The 14844-nt window shown below is 35.0% G+C and carries 12 protein-coding genes and 1 tRNA gene; 7 read left to right on the top strand and 6 right to left on the bottom strand.

The genetic code is table 11. The features are described from left to right. Window positions 1–220 precede the first annotated feature (220 nt). Window positions 221–592, top strand: coding sequence for a helix-turn-helix domain-containing protein (locus ABID42_RS00065; protein ID WP_367281943.1), 372 nt, complete (start codon window positions 221–223; stop codon window positions 590–592). A gap of 129 nt (window positions 593–721) precedes the next feature. On the opposite strand, the gene ABID42_RS00060 is transcribed toward ABID42_RS00065, so the two are convergent. Then, the gene (locus tag ABID42_RS00060) at window positions 722–2044 is read right to left on the bottom strand and encodes a trigger factor (RefSeq protein WP_367281942.1); all 1323 of its coding nucleotides are present in this window, start codon (window positions 2042–2044) and stop codon (window positions 722–724) included. A 152-nt stretch (window positions 2045–2196) separates the two neighbouring features. After that, window positions 2197–2278 (bottom strand) — tRNA-Leu (locus ABID42_RS00055). Between the two features lie 765 nt (window positions 2279–3043). Between ABID42_RS00055 and ABID42_RS00050 the strand changes: the two genes are divergently transcribed. From ABID42_RS00050 to ABID42_RS00040, 3 genes are all read left to right on the top strand, one after another. Beyond that, entirely contained in the window at window positions 3044–4765 is a 1722-nt protein-coding gene (locus tag ABID42_RS00050) for a sodium:solute symporter family protein (protein ID WP_367281941.1), read from the top strand. A gap of 266 nt (window positions 4766–5031) precedes the next feature. After that, window positions 5032–6576, top strand: coding sequence for a bifunctional metallophosphatase/5'-nucleotidase (locus ABID42_RS00045; RefSeq protein WP_367281940.1), 1545 nt, complete (start codon window positions 5032–5034; stop codon window positions 6574–6576). 575 nt (window positions 6577–7151) lie between these two features. After that, window positions 7152–7718: a hypothetical protein gene (locus tag ABID42_RS00040; RefSeq protein ID WP_367281939.1), complete on the top strand. Its 567-nt coding sequence runs from the start codon at window positions 7152–7154 to the stop codon at window positions 7716–7718. A 364-nt stretch (window positions 7719–8082) separates the two neighbouring features. Here the strand turns inward: ABID42_RS00040 and ABID42_RS00035 are convergent, their stop codons facing one another. Continuing rightward, window positions 8083–8958, bottom strand: a complete 876-nt coding sequence (locus tag ABID42_RS00035; RefSeq protein ID WP_367281938.1) for a DUF2911 domain-containing protein — start codon at window positions 8956–8958, stop codon at window positions 8083–8085. Between the two features lie 150 nt (window positions 8959–9108). Between ABID42_RS00035 and ABID42_RS00030 the strand changes: the two genes are divergently transcribed. Next, entirely contained in the window at window positions 9109–9642 is a 534-nt protein-coding gene (locus tag ABID42_RS00030; RefSeq protein WP_367281937.1) for an NUDIX hydrolase, read from the top strand. Between the two features lie 70 nt (window positions 9643–9712). On the opposite strand, the gene ABID42_RS00025 is transcribed toward ABID42_RS00030, so the two are convergent. Further along, window positions 9713–10294: a peptidylprolyl isomerase gene (locus tag ABID42_RS00025; protein WP_367281936.1), complete on the bottom strand. Its 582-nt coding sequence runs from the start codon at window positions 10292–10294 to the stop codon at window positions 9713–9715. Between the two features lie 144 nt (window positions 10295–10438). Then, window positions 10439–11674: a M16 family metallopeptidase gene (locus tag ABID42_RS00020; RefSeq protein WP_367281935.1), complete on the bottom strand. Its 1236-nt coding sequence runs from the start codon at window positions 11672–11674 to the stop codon at window positions 10439–10441. 138 nt (window positions 11675–11812) lie between these two features. Between ABID42_RS00020 and ABID42_RS00015 the strand changes: the two genes are divergently transcribed. After that, the gene (locus ABID42_RS00015) at window positions 11813–12925 is read left to right on the top strand and encodes a hypothetical protein (protein ID WP_367281934.1); all 1113 of its coding nucleotides are present in this window, start codon (window positions 11813–11815) and stop codon (window positions 12923–12925) included. 246 nt (window positions 12926–13171) lie between these two features. On the opposite strand, the gene ABID42_RS00010 is transcribed toward ABID42_RS00015, so the two are convergent. Further along, window positions 13172–13915, bottom strand: a complete 744-nt coding sequence (locus tag ABID42_RS00010) for an ABC transporter ATP-binding protein (RefSeq protein ID WP_367281933.1) — start codon at window positions 13913–13915, stop codon at window positions 13172–13174. Window positions 13916–14141: 226 nt separating this feature from the next. On the opposite strand from ABID42_RS00010, the gene ABID42_RS00005 reads away from it, so the two are divergent. Next, window positions 14142–14708, top strand: coding sequence for a hypothetical protein (locus ABID42_RS00005; RefSeq protein WP_367281932.1), 567 nt, complete (start codon window positions 14142–14144; stop codon window positions 14706–14708). The last annotated feature ends 136 nt before the right edge of the window (window positions 14709–14844 follow it).

The raw sequence follows: 14844 nt of genomic DNA, 5'->3' as shown, positions 1-14844 counted from the left end.
AAATTAAATCAAATAAACCATTTTAGCAATTCTGTAAGCTGGAATTTACTTGAATGTTCTTTTAATAACTTTTAAAAACCTCAAATAGTTCTAGCTTTAAATTTGAAACTTATCAGATTATTTTTGGTGTTATTCAAAAAATCTTCGACAGCAAAGATGCAAAAACTATGAAATAATTCTTGTCAGTTTTACAGAGAATTTATCAGAAAACATGATAATTATGAAAATTGGAGAAAAAATACGACAAGCCCGTCTGCTAAAAGGATACTCTCAGGAGAACATGGCAGAGCTTTTACAAATCTCAACAACCGCTTTTGGCGATATTGAAAGAAGTAAAACTGAACTGACGATTAACAGAGCTCAGAAAATAGCCAATTTGTTAGATATAAATGTGTTGGAGCTTTTTGGAGAAGAAGTAATTACTCCAAAAATAATACCCAACTCAGAAAATGAAACAGCGCATTTAAAGCTTGAAATAGAAAAACTCAAGAAAGAATCAGACTACTGGCGAAGTAAGTTTGAAGAACGTGTTTTGGTTGAAGCTTATAGACTAATTCAAAGCCAACAACAACGTGAGAAGATAGGTTTTTAGGAGCTTATGAGCTGAAAGTTTATGAGTTTAGTGTACAAAAACAAAAAATCCCGCAGAGGTTGACCTTACGGGATTTTTTATTGAATTGTGGAGACTATTCATCACTCACAATTCTTAACTCATCATTCACTAAGCTCCTACAACTTGTTTGAACTCATCTACTGTGATGTTTTTGCTTTCAGTTTTCACTTTAGAAACAATTACATCAGAAACTTTTGCAGCATATACTTCATTGAACATTTTCATGAAGTTATCTTGCTTATTTTTATCAGTTAAATAACCGTTAGCGATACGCTCAATCATTTCGTCCATGCTGTTATCAGCAGGTGCATACATTCCGAATTGACCACGAATCATTTCTTTCGTTCTTTCAAGAACTTCTGGATATTCAACTTTGATTTCGTTTTGAGTAGCCACTTCGTTTTTGATTAAGTTCAGACGAATGTCTTTCTTAACGTTTTCGAAATCAGCATCAATTTGTTCTGGCGTGAATTTACCTTCGTTTACTTGGATTAACCATTTACGTAAGAAATCTTCTGGTAATTCGATAGCGATGTTTTCTAATAAAGCTTTCTCAGAATCAATTCTTAATAAATATTCAGCCTCACGTTTGTAGTTTGATTTGATGATTTCCAAAATTTCTTTGCGGAATTCTTCTTCAGAACTTACTTTGCCTTCGCCTAAAACTTTATCAAAAAATGCTTGATTCAATTCAGCAACACCGTTACGAGTAATATCTTCGATAGTGAAAGTTACTTCACCAGTTAAACCAGTTTTGTTACCTGTAGCCAATTCAATTGATTTTTCATCAACGAAAGTAGCTTGAAGGTCAAACGTTAAAGTAGCACCAATCGTAGCTCCGATAAAAGTAGCTTTTGCTTCGTCTTTGATAGCTTTGAAAGGAATTGCAGATTTTTCAGTCCATTCTCCTTGAGTGAAAACACCAAAAAGCATATCACCATCTTCAACTGAATCTGGGTGAATTTGCTCTCCAGAATTTTGTTTCAAATTCTCGATAGTTTCTTCTACTTCTTTTTCAGTTGCTTCGATTTCATAAGTACTGATTGTTGGAATTTTCTCGAAATCAACTGTGAATTCTCCAGCTAAACCTAAGTCATAAGAAAAGCTAAATTCAGTTTGAGTATCCCAATCAATTGGATTTTCAAATTCATTCAATGGCATTGGGTCGCCTACTAAACTCAAATTGTTTTCTTTGATATAGTTAGGAACAGCTTTACCTAAAACAGAATTGATTTCGTCGATTAAAATAGATTTACCAAACATTTTTTGTACCATTTGCATAGGTACCATTCCTGGACGGAATCCTTTGATGTTGGCACGCTTACGGTAGTCTTTAAGGTTTTTATCGACTTGTGGCTTATAATCAGCCTCAGAAATAGATACGACCAAACGGGCGTTAACTGGGGTACTTTTTTCGAGAGAAATGTTCATCTTTATGAATTCGGATTTTGGAATGCGGATTTCGGATTTTAATATTAATAAATTTCAGTTTGTCTGATTTTCGTAAATCCGCATTCCGAAATCAACAATCAGAAATCAAAAAAGCCCTCAAAACCGTATCGGTTGAGAGGGCTTTGAATGAGTACGGGCGGAGGGACTCGAACCCCCATGCCTCACGGCGCCAGATCCTAAGTCTGGTATGTCTACCAATTCCACCACGCCCGCTTGCGTTTTGGAGGTGCAAAATTAGGAAGCCGATTTTTTATTTGCAAACTTTTCTGGAGAAATATTAGAAAAAAACTGAAATATTTTTCTGAATAAAAAAAGATAGAAATTAATCTGTTGATTATTAGTGATTTAATGAAATGGCTACTGTGAAATTATGTTTAAATTATTTTCAGGATAATTCTTACAATAATTAATGTGATACTTTAATCGTGGATAAGGACATAATTTTAACTCATTATTAATTTCGATGGTAAGAACAATGATAGACATTTTAATCTGTCTTTTTGATGTTTCTTTTCATCTTCAATTGCAATATCATTTGTTTGTCCTTAAATTTAATCCTCAAGCTTCTAATGAAACTATTAAGACCTTTGAACAGGTTTTAATAGTAGCAATAGCAAACCAAAACGTACTCAATTATAAAAATCATGCAACAAAAAGATAAATCTTTGCCTCCATTTATCAAATCATGGAAACAACTCTACTGGATAGTTGTCGGTAATTTGGTGCTGATGATTATCCTATTTTATCTCTTTAGCGAATACTTCAACTAAGTAGAAATTGTGGACTTAATTTGCCGTTTTAGATAGAACTGAATTATCAAAGCACAATATGAATTGATGTAAATAAACGGTGATGGTGTATGAATAGCATCACCATAAACCAGTATTTTAAACAGAGGGGGCAAACTTCTTAAAATTCATAACTCATAATTCATCACTCTTTTATTCTCTTTCAAACTGCTTACATTTAAAATTTAACATGGGAAATATTGATTGGCTAGTACTGATTTTAACCTTAGGAACGATTGTTGGTTTTGGACTCTGGAAAGGTCGATTTCAAGAAAAAAATATTGAAGAATATTTATTAGCTAGTCGCCAAATGCCTTGGTATCACGTTACACTTTCGGTGATGGCAACACAGGCAAGTGCTATTACTTTTTTATCAGCTCCAGGACAAGCTTATATCGATGGAATGCGTTTTGTACAATTTTACTTCGGTTTGCCATTGGCGATGATTGTACTTTCCATCACTTTTATTCCCATTTTCAAAAAATTAAAAGTTTTTACAGCTTATGAATTTCTGGAAGGACGTTTCGACCTAAAAACCAGAGTAATGGCTTCTTTTCTTTTTTTGATTCCACGAGCTTTATCAACAGGTGTAACCATTGCGGCTCCTTCTATTATCCTTTCAACCATTTTGGGTTGGAATCTGTATTGGACCAACATCGCCACGGGAATCGTCGTGACGATTTACTGTATGTACGGCGGTTCAAAAACGATTTCTTATACTCAAATGCAACAAATGTTGGTGGTGATGATTGGAATGTTTTTGGCAGGATATATGGTCGTTCATCTGTTACCAACCGAAATGGGTTTTGTGGATACTTTGAAAGTAGCAGGCAAAATGGACAAGCTTAATGCTATTGATTGGCATTTCGATTTGAACAATCGTTATAATGTTTGGTCGGGTTTGATTGGTGGTTTTTTCTTGCAATTATCCTACTTCGGTACAGACCAATCGCAAGTAAGTCGTTATTTATCAGGCGAATCTGTTGGCGAAAGCCGTTTAGGTTTATTAATGAATGGGATTTTTAAAATTCCGATGCAATTCTTGATTTTACTCGTGGGTTCTTTAGTTTTTGTATTTTATCAATTTCATGAAGCACCGCTATTTTTCAACAAAACTGAATTAGGGAAAGTAGAGCAAACGACAGCTTATAAGGCATTAGTCAAGAAAAATTCAGAGGTTTTTATCGAAAAGAAAAAGGCAGTCGAAGAACTTTATGCCGTGATGAAAACGGATGAAAATACAAGTACTTTAAAGACAAAAGCCTTGAATGCCCAAAAGCTTGAAGCCTTGAAGTCAAAAGCATTGGCAGCCGACAAAAAAGCAAATGAGTTAAGAAGTGAAGTAAAGGATTTGATGCTGAAAACAAATCCTGATGCCAATACTAACGATACGAATTATATTTTCCTGTCCTTCGTAACCAAGTACTTGCCACAAGGCATGGTTGGCTTGTTGATTGCCGTGATATTATTGGCTTCGATGGGAGCCATGGCTTCAGCTTTCAGTTCGCTTACTTCTTGTACGATTGTGGATATTTATCAAAGAATGATTCATAAAGAAGACACGGAAAAACACTACGTAAATGCTTCAAAATTGGTGACTTTAGGTTGGGGAATTGTTTGTATTATTGTGGCACAATTTACGGCAAATATTGGGAGTTTGATTGAAGCTGTAAATATTTTAGGTTCATGGTTTTATGGAACTATTTTGGGCGTATTTTTAGTAGCTTTTTACTTTAAATCTATCAAAGGCGATGCTGTTTTCTGGGCAGCTTTGTTGGCAGAAGTATTTGTAATTTACGCTTGGTGGATAGATTTAACGGCTTTCCTTTGGCTAAATGTAATTGGCTGTGTGTTGGTAATTGTGTTTGCTTGGGTGATTAGCTTGTTTAGCAAAACAGTTGTGAATGAGTGATGATAAAATTTCATCTCGTTTAACGTAAATAGCTCATGCTATCTAAAAGAAAAATTTGCAGTAGCGGTAACCGTAAAGGTTACCGTTTATTGTATCATTACTTTTTGCAAACGGCAACGGCAAGCGTTACCGCTACATTTTTTGATTAGTTGCTACCATATATTTTTGGGCTATTGCTTAAACCGCAATGAATTTCAAACGCTCGTTTTTATAATGTTTACTATCTTGTGTAAATATTTGATTTCATTTCCATAATCTATCAAACCATGAAAAAAATATTACTCCTACTCGTACTTGCTACCAGTATTTTTACTTCCTGTAAAACTTCTCAAAGTACTTCTCAGCAATCTTCTGAGAATATTGTCAATATTACTTTTTTGCATTTGAATGATGTCTATGAAATTTCACCTTTGGAAGGTGGGAAAGTAGGTGGAATGGCTCGTGTAGCTACTGTCAGAAAGGAATTATTGCAAGAAAACCCGAATACTGTTACACTACTTTCAGGTGATTTTTTGAATCCTTCTTTGATTGCTACGTTCAAATATGAAGGCAAAAGTATCAAAGGTCGCCAAATGGTGGAAGCGATGAATGTCGTGGGTTTTGATTGGGTTGGTTTGGGTAATCATGAATTTGATATTGATGAGGCCGATTTACAAAGAAGAATCGACGAATCTAAATTCCAATGGTTGGCAAGTAATGCTTTGCAAAACAACAAAGGTACGCTTTCGCCTTTTGCCAAAAATGTCGATGGAAAAAGGATTCCATTTCCTAAAACTGTCATTCTTACTTTTAAAAATATAGTAGGTAAAGAAGTGAAAATGGGAATGTTTTCGGTGGTTGTACCTTCTAACCAAAAGGATTTTGTGCATTATGATGATTTCTTTGAAGCGTCAAAACAGGCTTATGAAGTATTGAAACCTCAGTGCGATTTTGTAGTTGCCATTACGCATCTCAATAAAGTAGATGATGAAAAATTAGCGAAATTGTTACCAGAAGTGAAGCTTTTGATGGGCGGACACGACCACGATAATATGCTTTTCAAAGAAGGAAGCGTAGTAATTGCCAAAGCCGATGCCAATGCCAAAACGGCTTATATTCATCGTTTGGCTTTTGATTCAAAAATGAAAGCACTTACGATTAAGAGTGAATTACGTGCCATCAACGAGCAAATTAAAGACGATGCCGAAGTAGCCGTAGTGGTGAAAAAATGGGAAAATATTCTGGACGAAGCCATGATAAAAGCAGGCTTGAATAAAAATGATGTGGTGACTACGGTAAAAAGGCCTTTGGATGGTAGAGAAAGTACCATGCGAAATAGCCATACCAACTTGGGCGATTTAATCGCAAAAGCGATGACTGCCGCCGCTACTCAACCCGTAGAATGCTCGATTTTTAATAGCGGTTCTGTAAGAATTGATGACCAATTGGTGGGTGCAATTACGCAATTGGATATTATGCGAGTACTGCCTTTTGGAGGTAAAATTGTGGAAGTGAAACTACAAGGAAGCTTACTGGCTAAAATTTTAGCAACAGGTTTACAAAACAAAGGCAATGGCGGTTATTTGCAATGGGATAAAATCAGTCAGGATACTGGAACGAAACACTGGTTGATTGATGGCAAAGCATTGGACGTAAATAAAGAGTATCAAGTAATGATGCCGAAGTTTTTAATTGAAGGAAAAGAAACCAATTTTGGTTACTTGACGGCTCAAAATCCAGAGGTAAAAGGCATTATTGAACCAGACGACAAAGACACAAACGACATTCGTAATGATATTAGAAAAGTATTAATTGCCTACTTGAAAAAGTAACACGGCTTGGAAAGTCGTGAAGTTTATTCTTCTTTTGTAAACTTGAATGATAAAACTATCCATACGAAAATTAATAAAATTAATGGAAGATAAATTCTTCCTAGAGCACGAAAGATTTCCATTCTTAAAGACCATAATAGATTGTTAGCTATAAAATTAAGTATAGTAATCAAGATAAAGGCTATTTTAATAGAGTGATTTAACCGTCGGAATATAGAAATAACAATGATTATTCTAATCAAGTATAGCGTAATTAAAAATGTAAAAAAGGTGATTATTCGAAAATCGTAATGTTTTACATCTTTAACTTGATTCCAATCTTTTTTGAAGAACTCTAAAACATCTACCTCAGTTAGTTCTCCTAAACCTGAGTCAAATGATATATAAAATGAAAAATATAAGGTGATGATACCTATCATCTTGTAAAAGAGATACTTTGACATAGTGTTGAGGTTTTACTCTCACAATTTATTAATGTTGAGTGAAAAACGAAATATTCTATGTTGTTTACGTTTAATATTGGATTCAAGTTCTTTTCTAGAAGTTTATTATTTTATTTATTATCTTAAAACAATATGCGGTCTAATATTACTACTAAAATTATCTCAATAGAGAATGCAATTGTAAAGGCTTTTAAATTATCAATTGAAGATTTTTATGTAAACAGAATAGAAATTGAAGAAGATTTTCGGGCTTGTTTCTATTTTCATCTACGGAGTTTTTTAGGCGACAAGGATGATGTTCAAATTTTATTAGACCATCTGATTGATAATAAAAAACCTGATATAATAATACGTCGTAGAGGTGTTTATCTCATAGCTATTGAATTGAAAAACTTAAATAAAGTAAATGATACTTACAGAGATTTTGTTGTAAAAGACGGACAAAAAGATGTTAATAAGATTCAAGCATTATCGTCTTCGTTTAAACGTGGTTTTTTCATATACTTTACAAAAAGAGAGAAAAATTTTGCATTAAGAAAGACTAAATGGAAAAATGGTTACTACAGAGAGATGTGGCATATATTAGATAAGCCTTCGATTCACGTGAAAAAGTTTGAAGAGGACACCCCTTTGAAATTTACGAAAAGATTAAAGAAGAAAGAAGACTTTAGTGACCTGTTTATTCTTGATTCTGATTAGTTGAACAGAGAGTATTTAATTTGTATCAATTTCATAATTTTCTAAATTAAAGCTTTTTACGACTTGGAAAGTCGTGCTACTGAGATAGCTTTTCCTATCTCGGAGAGAGGTTGTCGATACTTTGAGTATATCTGACGAGTCTTTTTTGCGGGAAATTGCGTGATTTAGATAGGATGAAGAGTGATTTTTACGGTATTTTGCGTGAAAAAGATAGGTTCGAGATACTTTAAGTATCTCGAACCTATCTTTTTGATACATTTTGGATTTAAAAACCGAAGAAAACCGTAATAACTAATTGCTATTTGATTTTTTTCATGGAAAGCCTTCTTCCTGAAATCAGACATCCGAAAGCCAAAATCCAAAACTACATCGCTTTTTTCTTCTTTGAAGTTACTGGAGCTGCAACTGGTAATTTTGCTCTGTAATCTGCAATGCCTTTTTCGATAGCTTCTTTCATAAAATTAAATGAGCCAGAAGTATCTGTACTTCCCAAAGCCAAAGCTTTTTGTGCTAATGGAAAAGCCTCTGCATAATTACTTGTCTTCGCTAAAATTTGTGCTTTTACCCAAAGGTTACGGAACGTTTCTCCGCCTGAAATAGATGAATTCACGGCAGTCAACGCTTGGTTTAATTTTCCTTTTCCTAAAAAGAACTCAGCCGCTACACGCATCGTATTTGAATTGTCAGCAATTGCTTTATTGATAGCGTTCTCAGTCATTTTAGAAGTTTCGATAGCGATAGGAGCTATTGCTTTTTTATCTGCCCAATAGATATTCAAATTGGCTGTGCTATCGGTAACATCACTGAAATCTATCGTGAAAGATTCTGTTTTAGTATTTGACCCCACTTTTACAGAAGTACGCAAAGCGTCCTTTTCTGGTGTATAAGTTTGTTCTGTCGCTGTAATGTCTTTGTTCAAAATCAAAGTCCAGTCACCTTTTGTTGGAATCGAGAAAACAGAATATGTTCCTGCCGCTACTTTTTGTCCGCCTAAACTAATCTCATTTGATAAAGTAATTTGTGTAGCAGCGTTTGCTCCTGTACGCCACACTTTATCGAATGCTACTACGCCACCGAAAATTTCACGACCTTTTATACTTGGGCGAGAATACTTAATGCTGATGTCTGTTGTACCTACCGTTTGTGCAACTGATGCCGCAGGACTTGGTTGTGGTAAACGAACTTGTGCCGTAGCTGAAATTGAAAGTGCAAGGCAGATGCCTAAAAATAGTTTTTTCATTGCTGAATGTTTAAAATATTGCGAATTGAGATTTTTGTATAAAAGTAACGAAGTAAAAATCCTTGTATTTAATTTTTCGCTCAATGGCTTTTTTTAAAAGATATTTTTTAGACCTTTGAATACTGAAACATCATCATAAACAATCATACTATGCACAGAAATCAATTACTTCAATTGCTAGAAAACTATCAGCCGTTTAATGCAACGGAATCTAAATTTCATGAAGAAATTATCTTTTTTGTGAAAGCGAATCCTGCTTGTTTTGAGCGTTCTTTAATGATTGGACATGTTACAGGTTCTGCATGGATTCTGGATAAATCTCATCAATATACTTTATTGACGCACCATAAAAAGTTGAATCAGTGGTTTCAGACAGGAGGACATTGTGATGGCGACCCAGATGTTTTAAATGTTGCCTTGAAAGAAGCAGAGGAGGAAACAGGCTTGAAAAATATTAAAGTATTAAGTCCAGATATTTTTGATATAGATATTCATTTGATTCCTGAACGAAAAGGAGTGCCAGTACATTTACACTTCGACGTTAGGTTTTTGTTGGAAGCAGATATGAACGAAGAATTGACAGTTTCTTCAGAATCTACTGATTTAAAATGGATTCCACTCTCTGAAGTAGCAGAGTTAAATGACAGCGATTCGATTATGAGAATGGTGGAGAAAAGCTTGTAGCTATTAGCTGTGAGCCTTGAGCTATGAGCTTTTTTTGAATAGCAACTCACGGCTCAAGGCTCAAAGCTATTTACTCTTCCACCACATCAATCCTAAAAAACACAGGAATGGCTGGGCGTTCGTTGTATTCTTTGCCTGCTTGAATAGCATCAACAACTTCCATGCCTTCAATTACTTCTCCAAAAACAACATAAAGTCCGTTTAGTTGGCGAGCCTCCGCTTCGTTAGTAATGATATAAAATTCAGTCGGTGAAGAAGCTCTATCTGGATTGCCTTCATCATAACGAGCCATTGCAACAGCTCCACGTTTATGCGTAAACTCTGGACGATATTCTGGAGGGACTAAAAAATCTAATTGATCCATATATTCACCTCCGCCTTGTATGCCCATGCGGTAAATATTACGATAAAACATTCTACTTACATAATAACCCGCTTTTACATTTCGGATAAAATTAGCACGATGTAAAGGTGTTTCAGTATGAAGCTTGATAACAAAATCTCCGCCAACGGTATGTACTTTTACTTTCGTCTCAGGATTTTCTTTACCGTATTGTGTCAAAAACGTTTTTGGGTCTTGGTCAAATAAACGCAAGTCCTTTTTACATGAAATGAATGAAATACAAAAAAAGAAGAAGATGATACGTTTCATCGTTTTATAGCTGTTATCAGTTTAACCGTTATTTGTGTAATTCTCTACTGAAAATTATTGCTCAATTACACAAAGTATAAAAGTTCATAAGTTAAAAAAGAACGAAAGCTGAATTCTGATGACCGAAAGCCATAATACAAAGCCTTAGTTAGCACGATAATACATCGTCGAGCAGTTTTCTTTGGTTAAAATACTATTGGCTTGTTGGCTAATGTCATCAACTGTTACGGTTTGAATCTTACTAGATTCTAAATTGGCATATTCAACATCACCAGCGTTGGCGGCAAAAGCTAAATTCATCGCACGATTTAACAATTCTACTTCTGAAAATACTAAAGTAGATTCCGCCTGATTTTTTACTTTTGTTAATTCTTCTTCCGCAACTGGATTTTTCAAGAAATCATTTAATACTTCCTGAATCGCTGCATCGCCTTCTTCAATACTGATTCCTTTGTTGAGATTTCCTTGAACAATCATCAAACCGGGGTCTAGTGAAGAAGTAACATAAGCATTGATTGAATTAAAAATGGGTTGTTCTTTTACTAATTTCTCGTACAATCTTGAAGATTTACTTCTTCCCAAAATATCACTTGCTAAATCTACCGCATTGTAACCAATATCATGTCGTCCTTGTGTATGATATACTTTATAGAGCGCATCCAAAGGCACTTTAGCTTCTACTTCTAAAAACCTTGCCGCTGTTTGAATTGGTTCTTGGGGTAAATTTCTAGGCGTTAGCTTACCTGCTGGAATAGGCCCAAACCATTTCTTGGCTAATTGTTTTACTTCTTCTACACTGATTGGTCCAGCTACTACTAATATCGCATTGTTTGGAAGATAATGTTTATAGAAAAAGCTACGGACATCATCCATTACAGCATCCTCGATATGCGCAATTTCTTTCCCAATTGTCGCCCATTTATAAGGATGAACTTGGTAGGCAAGTGGACGAAGTTTCAACCAAACATCACCATAAGGCTGATTTAAATATCTTTGCTTGAACTCTTCAATCACAACTTTTTGTTGTACGTCCAAAACCTTTTGGTCGAATGATAATGACAACATTCTATCTGATTCTAACCAAAAGGCAGTTTCAATATTCACCGCTGGAAGCGTAATATAGTAGTTTGTAATGTCTGGAGAAGTAAAAGCATTGTTTTCGCCACCTACTTTTTGCAGGGGAGTATCGTAAGAAGGAATGTTTTTTGAACCGCCAAACATCAGATGTTCAAACAAATGCGCAAAACCAGTTTTGTGTTCTTCTTCATCACGAGAGCCAACATTGTATATAATATTGACGGCAGCAATAGGGGTGGAATAATCTTGGTGAACATAGACTTTAAGTCCGTTGTCAAGTATAAAATAATCGTATGAAATCATGTATTAATGTTAGCTAACAAATAACAGTCTATATTAACGAAAAATTAAAAAATATCACGACAAAAGTAAGTGTTTAGGACTTGCAAAGCGTGAGAAATCCTTAAAATTCAGTTCGCTTTATTTATTTAAACTTCCAATATGAAAAAAATAATTGTTTTAATAGCACTTACATTGGGCTTTTTTCTTCAAAGTAATGCCCAAATATTAAATGATGCCAATACTCGCCAATTAATCTCGCAAGGTTTAGATAAAATGTATTCTTACGATTTCAAGGAATCGGCTGATATATTTCTAAAAATCAAAGCCAAGTATCCACAACATCCTGTGTTTTATACTTTGATGGCTATCCAAACGGAATTGCAATATTTTCCGTTGAAAGATTTCCCTAGTCAGCAAAAAACATACTTGGCTTATCTGAACCAAAGTAGAGCTTTGGCGGAAGCTATGTTAGATAAAAACGAAGAAGACATTGAAGCCAATTTCTTTGAATTAGCAACTTTAGGCTACTTAGCCGCTTATGATGCCGATAACCAAGAATTCATGAAAGCCGTTGGTGTTGCCAAAAAAGCCTATTCACATTTAAAGAAAGGCTTGGAGCTAACGGAAAAACAACCTGAGTTTTTGTATTCGTCGGGTATTTATAATTATTATAGAATTGAATATCCAGAAACGCATCCAGTGATTAAATCAGTGATTTGGATGTTTGCCGATGGCAACAAAAAACTAGGTTTACAACAATTAGATTTAGCAACTAGAAAAACCATTTTTGTGAAAACAGAAGCGTCTTTTTATGCGGGCTATGTCTATATGAAATATGAAGCAAATCCAGCAAAAGCATTACAATACAATACTTTATTGACAGAAAAATATCCTGATAATTTACTTTTTCAAATGCAAAGAATGGATTTCTTGACTGCCTTAGCGAAATATGATGATGCTGATGAAATTGCGAATAAAATTTTAAAGCAAAAAGGAGTGATGTTTCAGTGTGCAGGGACAATTTTTAAAGGCTTGATTGCCGAGAAAGATAAAAAGGACGATAAACTTGCGGAAGCCTATTTATTAAAAGGAGTAAAAATGCCTTACGATGAGCGTTTTACCAAAGATTATCACGGATTAGCTTATATGGCTTTAGCTCGCATTGCAAAACGTGCGGGACAACACAGTAAAATGAAAGAATACGCCAAAAAAGCATCCAAACTAGCTGAATATAAGGCAACGATTGCTGAAGCAAAAGCGATTTTGGATTAGTTTTTTTTGAGACTTGAAGACTAAAAGACACTAGATGAAAGACACAAGACTTTTAGTCTATCTAATACAATGTAGAAAGATAATTGTAGCGAGTAAGCCTTGCGGTTACCGTTTTTGTTTGGAAAATAAATCAAAACGGTAACCGCAAGGGCTACCGCTACCAATAACTTTTTGAATTTTTTATTTCAAAAATCTTGTCTCTTGTGTCTTTTAATCTTACGGCTACAAGTCCTAAAGTCTCAGCTATTAACGCATCTCCTGCAAAAGTTTATTAGCAAAGATAAATTCATTTAATTCTGGCACAGTAGAAGTACGAATGTTCTTACTGGTTCCTTCCCAAAGCTTTTCGCCTTTGTAGAGAAACATAATTTTCTCACCAATACCAATAACCGAGTTCATATCATGGGTAATTACGATGGTAGTAATATTAAACTCATCCGTAATTTCCTTAATCAAATCATCAATTTTAACAGAAGTCAAAGGATCTAGCCCAGAGTTAGGTTCATCACAGAATAAGTATTTCGGATTCATCACAATTGCCCTTGCAATACCCACTCTTTTTTTCATCCCTCCCGAAACCTCCGAAGGCATCCTTGCACCAGCATTTTCTAACTCCACACGTTTCAAACAAAACTGAGCTCTATCAATTTTTTCCTCCTCAGTCATGTCAGTAAGCATATCTAGTGGAAACTTTACGTTATCTAACACCGTCTTAGAATCAAATAATGCACCGCCTTGGAACAAAACACCCATCTCACGACGAATCGTTTTTCTTACTTCCTCATCAGAATTATGAAAATCACGCCCATTGTATAATATTTGTCCATGTTCAGGCTTAATAATGCCAATCATACATTTTAGTAGCACACTTTTGCCTGTTCCACTTCCTCCAATGATTAATGAAGTATCCCCAGGTTTAAACTCACCACTGATTCCCAGTAAAATATCTCGTCCATTGAAGGACTTTTTAATGTCTTTTATCTCAATCATAGATTCAAATCTTTCCCGAATTTACAAAATTCATTGCTATACACTATATATTTTCCATATCTCTTCAATAAATCTCTGCCCAAGGAGATGAACAACACTTTATAAAGTAAAATTCCCATCTAATATCATACCAACACCACCCAAAGAGAATCAATCAAAGATTACAAAGCACAAAGAGCATCCTGCAAAGCCCGCAAATAAAGAAGCAATAGCGGGAAATATTTTTGTGAAGCCCACTAATGATGGAGCAAAGGCGGGAAATAACTTTGTGAAGCCCGCTAATGATGGAGCAAAGGCGGGAAATAACTTTGTGAAGCCTGCTAATGATGAAGCAATGGCGGGAAATAACTTTGTGAAGCCCGCTAATGATGAAGCAATGGCGGGAAATAACTTTGTGAAGACCGCTAATAATGAAGCAAAGACGGGAAATAACTTTGTGAAGCCCGCTAATAATGAAGCAAAGGCGGGAAATAACTTTGTGAAGCTCGCTAATGATGAAGCAAGAGCGGGAAGTAACTCTGTGAAGCCCGCTAATGATGAAGCAAAGACGGGAAATAACTTTGTGAAGCCTGCTAATGATGAAGCAAAGGCGGGAAATTATTTTGTAAAGACCGCTAATGATGAAGCAAGTGTGGGAAATAATCTTGTGAAGCCCGCTAATGATGAAGCAAAGATGGGAAATGTTTTTGTGAAGCCCGCTAATAATTTTGTAAAGCCCGCAAATATTTTTGAAAGTATGGCAAATAATTTTGTGTGTCTCACCCTAAAAAAGCTTGACAGTATTTTGGGTTAAAACTGAATTAATTGTCAAGTTTTTTTTATTGTATTACCAAGATTACGACATTTATTTTTTATTCCTAAATGTATTTTAATCTTTTGTGTTAATACTGTTTTTTGTTTTAGGTTGGGCTTCTATTCCTGTTCATTTC

The organism is Arcicella rosea (assembly GCF_040543805.1).
GTDB classification, from domain to species: domain Bacteria; phylum Bacteroidota; class Bacteroidia; order Cytophagales; family Spirosomataceae; genus Arcicella; species Arcicella rosea.
Note: the sequence above shows the minus strand (reverse complement) of the source record. Positions and strands in the feature narration are given on the sequence as shown.